The sequence below is a fragment of the Nodosilinea nodulosa PCC 7104 genome (genome assembly GCF_000309385.1).
Lineage (GTDB): Bacteria > Cyanobacteriota > Cyanobacteriia > Phormidesmidales > Phormidesmidaceae > Nodosilinea > Nodosilinea nodulosa.
The window spans coordinates 382,840-399,325 of sequence record NZ_JH976537.1; the positions used below are offsets into that span (position 1 = coordinate 382,840).

At 57.4% G+C, this 16,486-nt stretch carries 14 protein-coding genes and 1 pseudogene; 10 read left to right on the plus strand and 5 right to left on the minus strand.

What is annotated here, in order from left to right:
• Positions 1-36: 36 nt before the first annotated feature.
• On the plus strand, positions 37-741 hold the full coding sequence (locus LEPTO7104_RS0101580) for a rhomboid family intramembrane serine protease (RefSeq protein ID WP_017296788.1): 705 nt from the start codon (positions 37-39) through the stop codon (positions 739-741).
• A gap of 267 nt (positions 742-1,008) precedes the next feature.
• A complete protein-coding gene (locus tag LEPTO7104_RS0101585; protein ID WP_017296789.1) occupies positions 1,009-1,725 on the plus strand; it encodes a response regulator transcription factor in 717 nt (238 codons plus the stop codon).
• Between the two features lie 9 nt (positions 1,726-1,734).
• Here the strand turns inward: LEPTO7104_RS0101585 and LEPTO7104_RS32330 are convergent, their stop codons facing one another.
• Both LEPTO7104_RS32330 and LEPTO7104_RS0101595 read right to left on the minus strand, forming a co-directional pair.
• The gene (locus tag LEPTO7104_RS32330) at positions 1,735-2,871 is read right to left on the minus strand and encodes a hypothetical protein (protein WP_017296790.1); all 1,137 of its coding nucleotides are present in this window, start codon (positions 2,869-2,871) and stop codon (positions 1,735-1,737) included.
• A 487-nt stretch (positions 2,872-3,358) separates the two neighbouring features.
• Positions 3,359-4,021 carry an L-threonylcarbamoyladenylate synthase gene (locus tag LEPTO7104_RS0101595; protein ID WP_017296791.1) on the minus strand — a complete coding sequence of 221 codons (663 nt, stop codon included), beginning with the start codon at positions 4,019-4,021 and terminating at the stop codon, positions 3,359-3,361.
• 75 nt (positions 4,022-4,096) lie between these two features.
• Between LEPTO7104_RS0101595 and larC the strand changes: the two genes are divergently transcribed.
• On the plus strand, positions 4,097-5,461 hold the full coding sequence (gene larC, locus LEPTO7104_RS0101600) for a nickel pincer cofactor biosynthesis protein LarC (RefSeq protein ID WP_017296792.1): 1,365 nt from the start codon (positions 4,097-4,099) through the stop codon (positions 5,459-5,461).
• Here larC and LEPTO7104_RS0101605 read toward each other — a convergent pair.
• The gene (locus LEPTO7104_RS0101605; protein ID WP_017296793.1) at positions 5,458-6,867 is read right to left on the minus strand and encodes a hypothetical protein; all 1,410 of its coding nucleotides are present in this window, start codon (positions 6,865-6,867) and stop codon (positions 5,458-5,460) included. The two genes, larC and LEPTO7104_RS0101605, sit on opposite strands and share 4 nt — an antisense overlap.
• Positions 6,868-8,122: 1,255 nt before the next feature.
• On the opposite strand from LEPTO7104_RS0101605, the gene psbA reads away from it, so the two are divergent.
• The 3 genes from psbA to gmd all read left to right on the plus strand — a co-directional run bounded on the left by psbA (position 8,123) and on the right by gmd (position 11,535).
• Positions 8,123-9,184 carry a photosystem II q(b) protein gene (gene psbA / locus LEPTO7104_RS0101610; RefSeq protein WP_017296794.1) on the plus strand — a complete coding sequence of 354 codons (1,062 nt, stop codon included), beginning with the start codon at positions 8,123-8,125 and terminating at the stop codon, positions 9,182-9,184.
• Between the two features lie 124 nt (positions 9,185-9,308).
• Entirely contained in the window at positions 9,309-10,361 is a 1,053-nt protein-coding gene (ygfZ, locus tag LEPTO7104_RS0101615; RefSeq protein ID WP_026072278.1) for a CAF17-like 4Fe-4S cluster assembly/insertion protein YgfZ, read from the plus strand.
• 100 nt (positions 10,362-10,461) lie between these two features.
• Positions 10,462-11,535, plus strand: a complete 1,074-nt coding sequence (gene gmd / locus LEPTO7104_RS0101620; RefSeq protein WP_017296796.1) for a GDP-mannose 4,6-dehydratase — start codon at positions 10,462-10,464, stop codon at positions 11,533-11,535.
• A 105-nt stretch (positions 11,536-11,640) separates the two neighbouring features.
• Here the strand turns inward: gmd and LEPTO7104_RS0101625 are convergent, their stop codons facing one another.
• Positions 11,641-12,021, minus strand: a complete 381-nt coding sequence (locus LEPTO7104_RS0101625) for a response regulator (protein WP_017296797.1) — start codon at positions 12,019-12,021, stop codon at positions 11,641-11,643.
• Positions 12,022-12,398: 377 nt separating this feature from the next.
• Here LEPTO7104_RS0101625 and LEPTO7104_RS0101630 point away from each other — a divergent pair, with 377 nt between their 5' ends.
• Complete coding sequence (locus LEPTO7104_RS0101630) at positions 12,399-14,018, plus strand: 2-isopropylmalate synthase (RefSeq protein ID WP_017296798.1); 1,620 nt, start codon at positions 12,399-12,401, stop codon at positions 14,016-14,018.
• A gap of 6 nt (positions 14,019-14,024) precedes the next feature.
• Positions 14,025-14,537, plus strand: a complete 513-nt coding sequence (locus LEPTO7104_RS41465; RefSeq protein WP_017296799.1) for a hypothetical protein — start codon at positions 14,025-14,027, stop codon at positions 14,535-14,537.
• A gap of 431 nt (positions 14,538-14,968) precedes the next feature.
• Here LEPTO7104_RS41465 and LEPTO7104_RS32340 read toward each other — a convergent pair whose 3' ends face one another.
• Positions 14,969-15,697 (minus strand): IS4 family transposase, encoded by a 729-nt coding sequence (locus LEPTO7104_RS32340; protein WP_155523475.1) that lies wholly within the window; start codon positions 15,695-15,697, stop codon positions 14,969-14,971.
• On the opposite strand from LEPTO7104_RS32340, the pseudogene LEPTO7104_RS39790 reads away from it, so the two are divergent.
• Both LEPTO7104_RS39790 and LEPTO7104_RS32345 read left to right on the plus strand, forming a co-directional pair.
• Positions 15,693-16,061 (plus strand): annotated as a pseudogene (locus tag LEPTO7104_RS39790) (ISKra4 family transposase); the annotation flags it as partial. The gene LEPTO7104_RS32340 and the pseudogene LEPTO7104_RS39790 overlap by 5 nt on opposite strands.
• Positions 16,062-16,163: 102 nt before the next feature.
• Positions 16,164-16,486 (plus strand): IS5 family transposase (locus LEPTO7104_RS32345; protein WP_155523839.1); only part of this gene is annotated, 323 nt, incomplete at its 3' end.

Below are 16,486 nucleotides of genomic sequence, written 5' to 3' on the forward strand. Positions count from 1 at the left end.
ACATCTCTAGAATAAACTCACGCGTTAGGTATAGCCGTGGTTCCCCTCCGTGACGACAACCCTGTCAGCATTACCCCGGTCGTTACCTACGGGCTGATTGGCCTGAACATTGCCGTGTTTGTGTTTCAGCTGGGGCTATCCCAGAGCAGTCTGGACAGTTTCTTCGATCGCTGGGCCCTGGTACCGGCCCAGCTAAGCGAAAGTTTTCACGGTGCCCTACAGGCCCCTGCCCGCGAATGGATCACGCTGATATCGTCGCAGTTTCTCCACGGCGGCTTTTTTCACGTGGGGGGCAACTTGCTCTATCTGTGGGTGTTTGGCAACAACATCGAAGACCAGCTGGGGCACGTCAAGTTTTTAATTTTTTATTTGGGCTGTGGGGCGCTGGCCGATCTCACCCAGTGGGCCTTTGACCCCCTATCTACGGTGCCCACCATTGGGGCCAGCGGCGCGATCGCGGGGGTGATGGGAGCCTATATTCTGCGGTTTCCCCGCGCCCACATCGTTACCCTGATTCCGCTGATTATCTTTTTCACCACCGTCCGCATCCCGGCGGTTTTTTTTCTGGGGTTTTGGTTTGCCCAGCAGGCTCTGTTTAGCCTCGCCAGCCTCAGCAGTGAGGCCAACCTGGGCGGCAGTGGGGTCGCCTACTGGGCACACTCGGGAGGCTTTATATTTGGGCTAATTTTGGGACCGCTGCTGGGGCTAATGGGTTCAAAGCCCGGCTCGTCCCGCCGCTAGTGGCGTCGTCAATTGCAGGACCTGCACGAGATCGGTAGGCCTACGGAGTTGGAGCCATGGAGGATAGCGGCGGCGGGGGCTGGGGTGGTAACTTCGTAAAGTTCTCGAGTAAGCTATGGAATTATTTATGGTTTTATTACTGATGCCGTACAAAGGGCGTGAAAAGCACTAAAAGGGCATTGGGTGCAGCAGCGGCGGCTGTGGGCCTTTTCCCCGAAAGTTCCTGATCATCTCATCTGACCGGTTAACTTATAGAAAGGTACGACTATGGCGGAAGCCAAGATCCTCGTTGTCGATGACGACCCCGCTATTCGCAACCTAATTCATCGGTTCCTGGCCAAGCAGGACTATGAAATGGAGTCGGCAGAGGACGGCAAAAAAGCCCTGGCGGTATTTGAGCAATTCACCCCCGACCTGGTGATTCTGGACTTAAATCTGCCCGACACCAACGGCTACGACCTGTGTAAAGAGATGCAGTCGCGCACCGGCGTGTTTGTGCTTATGCTGACCAGTCGCACCGATGAGTCGGACAAAATTCGCGGCTTTCACGAGGGCGCTGACGACTACCTGACCAAACCCTTTAGCCTGGGCGAATTGGAAGTTCGGGTAGGCGCTATTCTCAAGCGTCAGCGCCCGGTCACCGCTGCCGAACAGCAGTGTCTGACCTTTGCCAGTCTGGCGATCGATCCAGTGCGGCGCGAGGTCATGCTCAACGAAGAAATGGTGCCCCTGACGGCCCTGGAGTTTGACCTGCTGCACTTTTTGGCCAGCCACCCCGGCCGAGTCTGGCGCCGGGCCGAGCTAATTCAAAAGGTTTGGGACTACGATTATGTCGGGGATCAAAGGGTTGTGGATGTCCACGTGGGCCAAATTCGCAAAAAAATTGAGAAAGACACCACCCAGCCTGCCCTAATTCAGACGGTGCGGGGGGTGGGCTACAAATTTGAGCCGCCGGGCAGTGAAGCAGAGGCGATCGCGGGTTAGCCCATCCCCTCAGCCCACTTCGGAATCCCTGGCCTGGTTGCGAAAGTTCCAGGCCAGCTTGAGCACCTTGGTCCAGTTGCGCTGCACTTTTTTCGGCGTCCAGCCCAGGGTTTGGGCGATCGCCTCGTCGGTCAGAGCAGAGTCATCGCTCTGCCGCTGCTTCAGGGTCAGAAAGCGGCGGTAGTCGGCGGGCAGGGTGAGCAAAAAGTTGCCCCACTCGGTGGGGGTCATGCCCAGGCGAGCTTCCAGATTTGCCCCCAGCCACTGGTGCACCAGCTGCCACTCGTGCTGCTGGGAGAACTTCTCCACGTGGTACTTAAAGCGCTGCTGTAGGTAGTCGCGCTCCCGGGCCGAGAGGCCCAAAATCTCGTCGATCTCAGCGGCAGAGCAGTCCTTTAGCTTCAGCACCAGGTAGTCGACGCAGTCGGGCTGGTTTTGGGCCTTGAGATACTGCACCAGGGTATTGATCACGCGATCGCGCATCACCCCATCGCCGGGGTCGTCGGCCTCCGCCGTCATTTTTTCACGCACCTGCTGCACCACCGAGCTGCGGGCGTGGGACTCAGCCGCCTCGGTTTTAGCCCCCTCGCTGACCAGGGCCATGTCCACCGAGGTTTCGGCGGGCTGGCGGCGGCTAAAGGCCTGGGCGCGCAGCACAATCAGCTGCTGACTGCCGCCCCGCAGGTTGATGCGCCGTTTGGCGTACTGCTCGCTAAAGGCCATATATTCCGCCAGCTCCAGCCGGGTGCGGGGGGTATAGGTGGCCGACAGGCTGTGCTCCCGCCGAAAGGCATTGAGCACTTCGATATAAAAATTTTGCATAAAGTCTTCCAGCAGGGCGTAGCGGCCCTTGAAGCCCAGATGACTGCCCTGGGGAGCCACGTGGCGGTAAACAATGGCGCTCAGGCTGCTGTGCAGCTCGACCCGGCCCCGGTTAGAGCCCATGTCGTAGTAGGTCAGGCATTTGCTGACCCGGTGGCGCACCAGGGCGGTTTGCCAGTGGCTAATATCGCCGGACGCCTGGATGCGATCGCTGAGGGTGCAGATGCGATCGATCTCCGCCGTCAACCGCTGCATAACTCCGGTCAACCCCCCAGGGCGTCGCTGCAGGTGGGCCATAAACAGATCCTGGACTAGGGTAGCCACAGTAGGCGCAGCTGCATTACCAGACGGTTCTGGCGGCGGTTCTGGCGACGGTGATGTAATCCTGGGGGGCGATGGAGGCATGGCAATGCACGTAGATGCGGTCTTCATAGTTACCCAATCCTAACAACGACACTCATATCGGGACTAACCCGTCGGGCCACTCAGAAAGCTGGTCAAGCCAGCCAGGTAAAGGCCGATGCGGTTGTTGTGTACCACCCGGTGAGTCGCTGCAATTTCCTAAGGCATGTGCCAGCGGTAAAAACTGCCTGCCGCCGCCATTGTCGCCCCAGGCCTATTTTGACCAGGTCGAGCCGTACGGGCTGGGCCTCGCCACCGCCAGCGCCAGGCCAATAAAAGTCCGGCGGGCCGTACGACTAGCCCAGACCAGCAGGCCCCAGCCTGGCCCGGTCGGAGGCCAGAGCAAGGTTTGCCAAGCCCTGTCCCCTACTCCGGTCCTAGGGTGCCAGTTACCCAGTTGCCCCTGGGTCTACACCAGTTGGGCGCCCCAGGCTAGGGCCATTTCCCAGCCCAGACCCTGGCGCACAACCAGCGGCTCTTCTCCCTCCATGTCGAGAATGGTGGACACCTCGTAGGCCAGCGGTTGGTCGTCGTCCACAATCACATCTACTAGCTTTTCGAGGGCGTCAAACATCACCATTTTGTCGATGGGTTTGTTGGCAGAGCGTCCCGAGGTCGACGGGGGCAGCAGCGTCAGGGCCGACGTCGAAATCACCGGATTTTGCAGCGTTTCCACCAGGGATAGACAAATCGCATGATCGGGTACCCGAATGCCCGTCGTGCGGCGCTTGGGGTTCATCACCAGCTTCGGCACCTGCCGGGTAGCTGGCAGCAAAAAGGTAAACGGCCCTGGAATGAGTCGCTTAATCAGGCGGTAAGCTCCGTCGCTCACCATGGCGTAATCGGCAATGTTAGATAGGGACGCACAGAGAAAAGTCAGCGGTTTATCGTTGGCGAGTTGCTTGAGCTGGCGCACCCGCTGCACCGCCCCTCTGTGGTTGAGGTCACAACCGATGGCGTAGACTGTGTCTGTGGGATAGAGCGCCACCGCCCCCTGCCGCAGCGCCGCAGCGATCGCTTCCACTTTGCGGCTTTGCGGGTTATTGGGATGTAGCTTATAGATCGTTGCCATTGCCCCTGTCCCGTTTCTGTTGGTCTGTTGAAAACGATAGCTTACCTTGACTGTCCCACCGGCATTGCCGGCGATATGTGTCTGGCCGCCCTGGTCGATGCCGGTGTGCCTCTCGCTTATCTACAAGCGCAGCTGAGCCAGCTGGGTTTAGACGACGAATTTACCCTCTCGGTTGTCCCCGCAGAGCGCCAGGGACTGCGCGCCCTCCAGGCTCAGGTCTGTATGGCGGATCGCCGCCCTCTCCCCCAAGCCCAGGCTCACTCCCACGGCGAGGGGCAATCTGACCACGCCCATGGGGCTACTCCCACACGCAACCTGCCTGCGATCGAGGCGCTCATCACCCAGGCCAACCTGCCCGATCGCGCCCAGCGCTGGAGTCTGGCCGTCTTTCGCAATCTGGCCAAAGCCGAAGCCGCCGTCCACGGCATCGCGATCGACCAGGTGCACTTCCACGAAGTTGGGGCTACCGATGCCATCGTCGATATCGTCGGCACCTGCCTTGGGCTCGACTATTTAGATATCGATACCCTGGTCTGCTCGCCCCTGCCCACCGGGCGAGGGCGGGTAAAAGCCGCCCACGGCTGGCTGCCGGTGCCCGCCCCCGCCGTTCTGAAGCTGCTCCAGCAGCACCAGGTGCCCATCTACAGCAACGGTCTCGACGGCGAGCTGATCACGCCGACCGGGGCGGCGATCGCCACTACCCTAGCCCAGCACTTTGGCCATGCCCCAGCCATGACCCTAACTCAAATCGGGCTAGGAGCCGGCGGAAAGTCACTGCCAGTGGCCAACATCCTGCGTCTGTGGATCGGGTCCGCAGATTTCACCCCTGGCTTCGCCGCCCCTAGCAGCCTACCGTCCCAGAGCGTGACACCGGAAACCGCTCCGGGAAACGCCCCCGGCCCAGACGGTCCCCCAGAAAATTCCCCAGAAAGTCCCCCAGAAAGTCCCCCAGAAAGTCCTTATAATCGCGACACCGTTATTCAGCTCGAAACCCAGGTGGATGACCTGGTACCCCAGGCCGTTGGCTATTTGTACGATCGCCTCTTGAGCGCCAGGGCCCTCGACGTCTTTGTTCAGCCCGTCGCCATGAAAAAGTCACGGCCCGGCCTGCTGATCACCGTGCTCTGCCGCCCCGGTGACGAAGCCATCTGCACAGATATCCTGTTTGCTGAGACCTCCACCCTGGGCATTCGCCGCCAACCTCAGCAGCGATGGGTGCTCCCCCGCCAGCTTCAAACCCTCCAGACCCCCTACGGACCCATTCACCTGAAGCTGGCCTACCATCCCAAGACCAAAGCCATCCTCAACGCCCACCCAGAGTACGAAGACTGTGCAGCCCTGGCCCGCAGCCACGGTGTTCCCTGGCAAACGGTGTACCACAGCGCGCTCAGCATTTGGCACAGCCAAGCGCACCAGCCAACAGTCTCTCCACCGAGCTAACCCTCATCCTCTTCAGGGTAGAGTGAGTCCTCTATCCCAGGCAATTCCTGAAGAATTTCCTCGGGCAAAGATCCGTCGGCAACAGCTAGTGGGTTAATCGGGGGATAGTTTAAGGTTTGAGAGAAAATTCTAAAGGCATCCAGACTCTGGCGCTCTGCGAGAAATGCGGCCTTGAGTTCACCATCATGGGGGTCTACTTTGACGAGATTGTACTCAATGTTTTCGCCATAGATAGCAAAGGTAATCTGGAACACCTCTAAGAAGTTAATCACCCACTGACATTCGCTGCGGGGAAACTGCTCATAATATCGAATCAGGGTCGCAATTCTCGCCTCAAGGTAGGGCAGGGTATGGCGCGAAACCAACACTAGCTTGAGCAGGATAATAGCCAAAGTAAGGGCATTGCCCTGGGACAGCACCAGCGAGAACAAGGGCGATGGCTGCTCCTGGTCTTCCGTCATCAGGTAATCGACCACTCGGTTACTGGTGCGAAGCAGCAATGAGGAGTCCAGTGGCTGAGCGTCAAACTCAGCGTAGAGATCCACCAAGCGAGCATCCAAATATCCCCGAATTCGCTCCGAAATGGGATTATTGCTGACGGTATACAGTAAGTAGCGCGTCAAACTAACCTTAAATTCGCTGTAATAGCTGTCTTTGATCTGATCCAAAAACAGGCGCGCCAGGTTTTTATAGCTGAATTCACCCCGCCTTGCCACGATCGCCTTAACTAGCCGCAGAGCGCTATCCCCCAGGGCCGTAGGGTTTTCCACGGTGCGTCCCTGGACTTGATCCGACTGGCCGTAGGCCGTATACATGGCTAGGTCGAACTTAAATTTTTCCTTTAACCGACGGGAGAGCGCCCGAGCCGCCTGACGTTGCTCCACCGGATTGGCCTCATTGACATACTGCGGCACCAGCAGATAAGACGTGTAGCGGGCTGCCCACTCATCGGGACGATTTAGGGTGCGCTCCTCAGTGTATCGAGCGGCAAACAGCCGCAGTTCCTCAAAGTCATCGCTTTCGAGAAACCGGGTCAGCCAGTGTCGTAGCCGTTTTAGGGTTGGCGACAGGGTCCGACGCTGAATTAATGGATCCGAGAAGATATCCACCAGCGACTGAATAGCGTCAAACTGGCGGGCCACTTCCCAGTTGTTGACGAGGATGTAGCAGCAGCGCTTAATCGTGTTGCGAAACTCCTGCTCATCATTGGCAAATAAAATGACGTGAAGAGCCGGTAACGTTTGGGAGCTTACCGAGTCGGTATGATGGATAAAGAGATGCCTAAATTCTTCTAAAACATCCTCAGGATGCCAAAGCTTGACAATCTCAAGCAGAAAGTCATATATCACCTGCTGCGCCTGGGCTAGCGTTAGCCCAGGTCGCGATTTATGGTCATTTGACTCCATCGAAGGGTATCTAGACACAGCTTCCCGAGACATTGGTTCCTAAATTCAACCCCGGTTATGGCCGGGGTCAACTGGGAGCTAACAGCCTTTTCCTAGGGTGCAACTAACGGCCAACAACCCTGCTGGCAGGCGCCGCCCTCATCCCTTCGTAGCTCTGCTGGCATCAGGCAGTGACTACAGTTACCCCAGCAGAGTTTGCGGAAGGTTGGGTTCTCAAAACCTGAACCCAATCAATCCAAACCAATGAACCTGATGGTAGATTCACACCCATCCAACAGACCAAAACTATCTAGCCCCGGCCAGCGAACCAATGAGAGCCTGTGGTATATCCCGCAGGAATCTAAGTGGCGGCTATAAATCATTCGTATAAAATAACACAGCACAATGCCGCTTTAGCCTAAGCAGCTTTAGCACTAGGTCACAATCTGGGTTCACATCCTTGACAATCGGGCGGTAGTTTGCATAAAACGTAAGGCTCTTGAGCTAACTCAAATAAATAGAACCGAATGCCCTACTCCGTAGACCCCGCAAGGGGGGACTGAGGGGTCAGGCCCTACAGGGAACTGTACAAAGAATACTACAGGCATTCCAGCCCGCTAGATCAGAGTTTGGCCAGGGCTAATCTAGAAAAATCTACACATCAAGAAGCTTTCTTAAAAAAAGGCCTTCTTAAAGAATTTGGCTGATGAGTAATGGTATGGGGGCGGAGGGGCTCGAACCCTCACGACCGTCTAAGGTCAACGGATTTTCATTCTCCCGCAGCTTTCGCTGCTGCCAAGCCAGGGCACAGCCTTAGCCAGGCTTTGAGAATTGGACCCTCCCTTTACCCTCGCCTCGCGCGTTAGGGTAGCTCCCGTCGGGCCTCTGCACCTTCCGATATAGCCTTCTAATACATAGGCATCTATCGGCTTGGCTCAGGATTGCCTTGTCCGGCGCAAGAACTGCGGCCTAGCGCCGGAGGTAGGTTTCCCTGAGTTTGAGAGCTTCCACTTAGCAAATTTCTCTGCTAAGGCTCAGTTTTCTAAGTCCGTAGCGTCTACCATTCCGCCACGCCCCCAAAAGTTGCCCCAGTCTGTCTGGAGCAATATAGATTCCTATTCCACCACCAAGCGCCCAGGATTGCAACTTTTCAGGGCGCCAATCTATTCAGGCATTATTTTTTCCTGGCCTTTATTTAGGAATGTGTGCTAATGTAAAGACAGCTGAAGTAAATCTCAGCAACATACTTAAGTACAATTACTCGGACTAATACATCATGACTACGACTCTACAGCGGCGCGAAAGCGCCAACCTGTGGGAGCAGTTCTGTCAGTGGGTCACCAGCACCGAGAGCCGCCTGTACATTGGCTGGTTCGGCGTGCTGATGATCCCCACCCTGCTAGCTGCGACCGCCTGCTTCGTGATTGCCTTCATCGCCGCCCCCCCCGTCGACATCGACGGCATCCGTGAGCCCGTCGCTGGCTCGCTGATGTACGGCAACAACATCATCTCCGGTGCGGTGGTGCCGTCCTCCAACGCCATCGGCCTGCACTTCTACCCGATCTGGGAAGCCGCTTCCCTCGACGAGTGGCTGTACAACGGTGGCCCTTACCAACTCGTGATTTTCCACTTCCTCATTGGCGTCTTCTGCTACATGGGTCGTGAGTGGGAACTGAGCTACCGGTTGGGCATGCGTCCCTGGATCTGCGTCGCCTACAGCGCCCCTGTGGCTGCTGCTTCCGCCGTGTTCCTGATCTACCCCCTAGGCCAGGGCTCGTTCTCGGACGGCATGCCCCTGGGTATCTCTGGTACCTTCAACTTCATGCTGGTATTCCAAGCTGAGCACAACATTCTGATGCACCCCTTCCACATGCTGGGCGTTGCCGGTGTGTTCGGTGGCAGCTTGTTCTCCGCCATGCACGGTTCACTGGTGACCAGTTCTCTCGTGCGTGAGACCACCGAGAGTGAGTCGCAGAACTACGGCTACAAGTTTGGCCAAGAAGAAGAGACCTACAACATCGTTGCGGCCCACGGCTACTTCGGTCGGTTGATCTTCCAATATGCCAGCTTCAACAACAGCCGCTCTCTGCACTTCTTCCTGGGCGCATGGCCTGTGATTGGCATCTGGTTCACGGCCCTGGGCATCAGCACAATGGCGTTCAACCTGAACGGGTTCAACTTCAACCAGTCGATCCTTGACTCGCAGGGACGCGTGATTGGCACCTGGGCTGATGTGATCAACCGGGCGAACCTGGGTATGGAAGTGATGCACGAGCGCAACGCTCACAACTTCCCCCTCGACCTGGCCACGGCTGAGGCCCCTGAAATCATCGGCTAGTCGATTGCGACTGCCTCATTGATTGATTAGCGAAAGAGCGCTCCCCTCGGGGGGGCGCTTTTTTGTTTAAGCCTGCTACCGCTTTAGAATGGGTTTTGGTAAGAGAGAAGGACGTAGGCAACCAATGCAAGCACTTCGGGCGTTACAGCAAAGCCAAGGGGCTACCTTAAACAGCGAAGGTATTCCAATATCCTTCAATACCGCTGCGGCTCTGGAAGCATTGTCAAAAGGTGCTGCTCTGGTCGATCGCAGCCATTGGGGCGTAATTCAGATGGATGGGGGCGATCGCCTTCGCTTTATCCACAACCAAACCACCAACACCTTTACTCAGCGCCAGCCGGGGGAGGGATGTGACACCATATTTGTCACATCCACAGCGCGCACCATCGATCTGTCTACGATCTATGTGACGGAAGAATCTCTACTCATCCTTACCTCTCCTGGCCAAGATCAGCGGCTGATAAACTGGATGGATCGATACATTTTTCCGGCTGATCAGGTGTCCTTGGCGAACCTGACGGGGGAAATGGCTGTCTTCTCGCTCATTGGGGCTGGAAGCGCGGACATTCTCAAAAAACTGGGTATTTCTGTGGATTCAAACTTGCCCTATGCCCACCATCAGAGTTTCAGTTTAGGAGATGTGTCTTTGCGCCTGGCCGTAGGCTGTGGTCTTGCCCTGCCCGGATATACCCTTTTGCTGCCCATGGAAGCAGCGGACTCCGTATGGCTGCGGCTCACCCATGGGGGGGCGGTACCAGCAGGAGAGTCCCTGTGGCAGCAGCTGCGGGTACAGCAGGGTCGCCCCGCTCCAGACCATGAACTTACCGAGGACTATAACCCCCTCGAAGCGGGGTTATGGCAGGCTATTTCCTTTGATAAGGGTTGCTACATTGGCCAGGAGACGATCGCTCGGCTCAACACTTACCAGGGCGTTAAGCAGCAGCTTTGGGGCATTCAACTCAGTCAACTGGCCAGCCCAGGGGCTTTGCTGTATGCGGCAGACGAAAAAGTTGGTCTACTCACTAGTGCGGTTGATACCCCCAATGGCCCCCTAGGGCTAGGCTATATTCGCACTAAGGCTGGCGGCGCTGGCTTAGAGGTCACCACTGGGGGGGCCAAAGGCTTGGTCGTTGACGTTCCCTTTTTGACTCGGGGCTATCTGACGGCGAGCATCTGACGCTTGCAAGGCGTAATTGAGGCGCAAATTGGGTAGTCTGAGTGGACGCACTGATACCTTGAACTTGGTCAATCGAGCATTGCCGTACGAGATAACCCCTATGAGTCAACCCAAACGAGCCCTAATTACCGGTATTACTGGCCAAGACGGATCTTACCTAGCAGAACTGCTTTTAGATAAAGGGTACGAGGTCCATGGCATTATCCGCCGCACCTCTACATTTAATACCGACCGCATCGACCACGTCTACGTTGACCCCCATAGTGCTGACGCCCGGCTGTTTTTACACTACGGTGATTTGACCGACGGCACTATGCTCAGACGCATTCTAGAGCAGGTACAGCCCCAGGAGGTCTACAATCTGGGGGCACAATCCCACGTACGGGTGAGCTTCGATTCCCCCGAGTACACCGCAGACGCAGTAGGCATGGGCACCCTGCGACTATTGGAGGCCATTCGCGACTATCAGCAGCGGACAGGTCTAGAGGTGCGTTTTTACCAGGCCGGGTCTTCCGAAATGTTCGGTAAGGTGCAAGAAATTCCCCAAAAAGAGACTACGCCGTTTTATCCCCGCAGCCCCTACGCCTGCGCTAAGGTTTTTGCCCACTGGCAAACCATTAACTACCGTGAGTCCTACGATCTGTTTGCCTGCAACGGCATTTTGTTTAACCACGAGTCGCCCCGGCGCGGCGAAACCTTTGTAACCCGCAAAATCACCCGGGCAGTGGCGCGCATTGTGGCGGGCCAGCAGAAAAAGATATACCTGGGCAACCTCGACTCGAAACGCGACTGGGGCTACGCCAAGGACTATGTGCGCGCCATGTGGCTAATGCTTCAGCAGGACCGACCCGACGACTATGTCGTAGCGACCAACGAAACCCACGCCATTAGCGAATTTCTGGATATTGCCTTCAACCACGTCAACCTCGACTGGCACGATTATGTGGAGTTTGACCCCCGCTACCTGCGGCCCGCCGAGGTAGATTTGCTCATTGGCGATGCCACTAAAGCCCGGCAGGTTTTGGGATGGGAGCCCAGCGTTACCTTTGAGGAACTGGTGCACCTGATGGTAGAAAGCGATCTTGCCGCCATTGGCATTCCCCACGGCAATGGCGCGTTGTCTGACACGGCTACAATTCGCCGGGAGATGCTGCACCTTGCTCCCCAGGGCTAGATCCTCAATCGATTAGGTGGATAAAAACGGTACCTACTGGGCCTGTAGGTACCGTTTTTTGCTTGGCAGGCCATGCGTTTTAGATTGGAGGAATAGCGGAGCGGGTTAGAGGGATGGCCAACCTAAAATATCTGCAACCTGCTGCCAAATCGTCAGGGAATTAAACGGTTTGGTGATGACGCCCGCAATGCTCAGATCGGCAAATCGCTTGCGATCGCGGGCCAGCACCTTTGAGGTCAAAAAAATTACCGGAATGCTCTGAGTAGCTGGATCGTTTTGCAGTGCTTCGAACATCTGAAAGCCATCCATCTCTGGCATTGAGACATCTAGCAGAATCGCATCTGGCCTGCTGTTTTGGGTCAGGGTTAGGCCTGCTTGGCCCGATGCCGCCACCAGCGTCTGCCAACCGCCAAACTCCTCTAGGGATGCCTGCACGATCTCGCAGATATCCTCTTCATCGTCCACAATCAAGATCAGCTTGGTCATTAGTGGTTGCCTCTGGCAGCACTTTAGCAGCAAGCGGGAGCAGAAAAATATCGAGCCCTGGATCTGAGGAAAAGCCCTGGACTGGGAGGGGCGCACGGGTCAAAATTTCAGAGCGCATCTGGCAAAAGAGGACGGTGCCGCACCTTCACTTGCCCTGACCACAGCCAGCCCAGCGGGAAAAGCGAGCGGGCGTGTCACCGAATGCTCAAAATGCCTGGGCTAAGTCGTATCGAATCCGACTTAAGCCAGGTAGAATAGTTAGAGCCGATACATTTACATGGCCTGTCCAGGGCTGAAAGCTTCCCTGGGTATTCATTGTCTGAGAAAGGCCCTAATCTCGATTTAGCCCCTTCGTTGTCTAGTCTGTGGGAGTCACCATGAGCAACCCGCCCAGCCCCGATCGCATTTTAATCTTCGACACCACCCTGCGGGACGGCGAGCAGTCGCCGGGGGCCACCCTCAACGTCGAAGAAAAGCTGGTGATCGCGCGGCAGCTGGCGCGGCTGGGGGTGGATATCATTGAGGCCGGGTTCCCCTTTGCCAGCCCCGGCGACTTTGAGGCGGTGCAGAAAATTGCCCGCGAGGTGGGCACCGCCGATGGCCCCACCATCTGCGGGCTGGCCCGCGCCACCAGGGGCGACATCGAGCGAGCCGGGGAGGCGATCAAACCCGCCGCCAAGGGGCGCATTCACACCTTTCTAGCCACCTCCGACATTCACATGCAGTACAAGCTGCGCAAGAGCCGGGAGGAGGTGTTGGCGATCGCCCCGGAGATGGTGGCCTACGCCAAGACCTTCACCAAAGATGTGGAGTTTTCGCCGGAGGATGCGGGCCGCTCGGACCCAGAATTTCTCTATCAGGTGCTGGAGGCGGCGATCGCCGCCGGAGCCACCACCGTCAACATCCCCGACACCGTGGGCTACCTGACCCCGACCGAGTTTGGCGGGCTGATTCGCGGCATCAGAGAAAACGTGCCGAATATAGACCAGGCGGTGATCTCCGTCCACGGCCACAACGACCTGGGCCTGGCGGTGGCCAACTTCCTGGAGGCGGTGAAAAACGGCGCGCGCCAGCTGGAATGCACCATCAACGGCATTGGCGAGCGGGCAGGCAATGCGGCCCTCGAAGAGCTGGTGATGGCCATGCACGTGCGCCGCGCCTTCTACAATCCTTTTCTCGGTCGCCCGGCCGAGTCGGAAGCGCCTCTGACCAACATCGACACCCGCCAGATCTACAAAACCTCGCGCCTGGTGTCGAACCTGACCGGCATGTTTGTGCAGCCCAACAAGGCGATCGTGGGGGCCAACGCCTTTGCCCACGAGTCGGGCATTCACCAGGATGGCGTACTCAAAAACAAGCTCACCTACGAGATCATGGATGCCACCTCCATTGGTCTCACCGACAACCAGATCGTGCTGGGCAAGCACTCGGGCCGCAACGCTTTTCGCACCCGCCTGCAAGAGCTGGGCTACGAGCTGGATGACCAGGCCCTCAACCGCGCCTTTTTGCGGTTCAAGGAGCTGGCCGACAAGAAAAAAGAAATTACCGACTGGGATATTGAGTCGATCGTCAACGACGAAACCCAGCAGGCCCCGGAGCACTTCCACCTGGGCCTGGTGCAGGTCTCCTGCGGCGACAGCGCCAAGCCCACCGCCACCGTCACCCTGCGCACTCCCGATGGCCAGGAGCTGATGGATGCGGCGATCGGCACTGGGCCGGTGGATGCGGTCTACAAGGCGATCAACCGGGTGGTGGATATTCCCAACCAGCTGATCGAGTTTTCGGTGCAGTCGGTGACCGAGGGCATTGATGCGCTAGGGGAAGTCACCATTCGGGTACGCCACGAGGACCGGGTATTTTCGGGCCATGCGGCCAACACCGATATTGTGGTGGCCTCGGCCCATGCCTACCTGCACGCGCTCAACCGCCTGTATACGGCGCTACAAGGGGAAAAAGCCATCCATCCCCAGCGGGATGCGGTGACGGCGTCGCTGTAACGGCCTATGGATAGCCAGCCAAAACGATTTAGGGATTACGCTGCGGCACTGTCTGACTTTGAGCGCGAGGTTTGGGTGCAGTGCCCCCAGTGCCAGCAGACGGCCCTCTCCCGCGGCCTCGAGCAGGCGACTAGCTGGCGCCTCACCTGTACCCACTGCGCCTACAGCAAAACGGCATCCCGACGGGCTAGCCAGCGTAAGCCCATGCCCTGGTGGCGCACGGACTGGTGGGGCGAATACCGGCAGCGGGCGGGGGCCGTCGACCCGCTGTTTGGCCTGCCCCTCTGGTTGCAGACGCCCTGCTGTGGCCATGTGTTGTGGGCCTACAATCCAGACCACCTAGACTTTTTGGAAACCTATATCACGGCGACCCTCCGAGAGCGGCAGGGGGGTAAGGGAAATCACCACGGCATAGCGGTGCGGTTGCCCCCCTGGATGAAACTGGCGAAGCATCGCCCTGGGCTGATCAAAGCGGTGCAGAAACTTCGGGCGCGATCGCAGCCGCTGCGGTTTAGCTGACCGATTGCGATCGGTTTTCCGAGGTCGTAACTGGTCAGTGGACTGGGGGCTTTCGCAAGGTCACCCACGGCTTTCGCTCTGGCTGGGGCGCTCAGGTGCGCTCACTGGTAAATAAATACGGCTTGCCGTCAGAGCATCTCTGCCTGTGAGGCAATTTTCCGCGCCCTTACCTTATTTCAGGCTGACTTGCTGCTGAGTTGAGCAACTATGGCTGTAGCCAGTCTGAGCAAGACATTTCCTCTCAAAAACCTCAGTTCGCGATAACGCCGTCCCCTCCTTTGGAGGGGTGCCCGGAGGGCGGGGTGGGTCAAAACGGCTACCGCAAGGAATTGGCTGGAGACGGTGAAGTTCCGCAACCAGCCCCGCCTGACCCACCCCTACCCCTCCCAGGAGCTATCCGTTACGCAAAAGTCGGCCAATGCCATAGCGGACTAGGTTTTGGTCACAAGGCGAGCCCCTTCTAGCATGTAATGGAGCTTGGTGTAGCCGCGCCACAACGTTTTAAGACCCGGTTGACCATCGCTCTTACGGGCTAAAAAGCCTCCCAGTTGGGCAATCCAGAGCATCGCTTGGTGCATTGTTGGCGGTGTTTTAGCACGGCTTTTTGGGGCGAATTTACGACGCAACAACCGCCACTCCTCGGGCTGTAGGATCGCGTCGCAGGAGGCCTCTGGAGTCAGACGGGCCTGATAGGTCATCGACATCAGTCGCCAAGCGACGATGCTGTAGGTGGCGAGTGCTTTGAGCAATCGGTCTCGGTGTTGCAGTTGCAAGTTTTCGAGTGTGCAGCCGCTTTTAAGGGTGAAATGGAACCGCTCGATCAGCCAGCGATAGCTGTACCACCGCACATACTGGCAGGCTTGAGCATAGCTCTCCAACGGCAACGTGGTTAGGAGTTTCCAGCAAATCGGCTTGCCCCCATCAGCCGGGACACCGATTTCCTCAACCCACAGGGCATTGAGCTCGATGGGCTGTAGCGATGGCTTTTGCCGGGCCAAATACTCCGGTACCGCCAGAGTAACGTGCAAGCCCCGCAGGTGCACCCGCGCGATACGGGCCTCTCGCTGGGGTGTCCGCCGAACCTCAACCTGGAGTTCCCCCGAGCACCGGGGCTTGAGATAAGGCGATGAATAGTTTTCCCACGCTTGTTTTTGGGAAATCCTCGATTGGTATCACCTCAAAGAAAACCTCTACAAAGTCGGTGGGTCGCTCAAGCGCTTAGCGGCGGCGGAAACGCTGTTATGGCAAGGTGAGGTGGCGTCTGCCCAGGCCCTCTTTGCGGACTGTCGGCGCAAGCAAGCCCGCAACTTTGAAGCTTATCTGAGCACCCATCGGGCTCGCATCGTGAATTATGGAGCCTATCAGAGTGAGCAACTCTGCTCCATTGGTTCAGGAGCCGTTGAGTCGGCTGTCAAACAGATTGGGCGACGTCTCCAAATCTCGGGTGCCCGCTGGAATACGGCCTCCGTCAATGCAATGTTGAGTCTGCGCTGTGCCTACCTCAATGGTCAACTCGCAAGTTGACTATTTTGTCGAAAGTGGGATGCTCCCGTTCTCAGCATGCTAGGGCGTGTTTTAAAACTCTTTGGCAGAATGGAAGTAGTACGAATAAACTCTTGAACTGCGATGATTCTTCCACCTCAACCCGCCCCTCGTCGGGGTGAAATGAGCGAAAACCAATGGAACCAGATTGAACCCCTGCTGCCACCGCAAAAACCTCCCACGGGCTGCCCAGCCAAAGACCATCGCCTGATCATCAATGGCATCCTGTGGATTTTGCGCACGGGTGCGCCATGGCGAGACTTGCCGGAGCGCTATGGGGCTTGGTCAACCGTTGCCGGGCGGTTTTATCACTGGCGCAAGATTGGCCTATGGCAACAGGTGCTCACAGGCCTCCAAGCGAAGGCCGATGCCGAGGGCAAGCTCAATTGGGATATTCATTTTTGCGA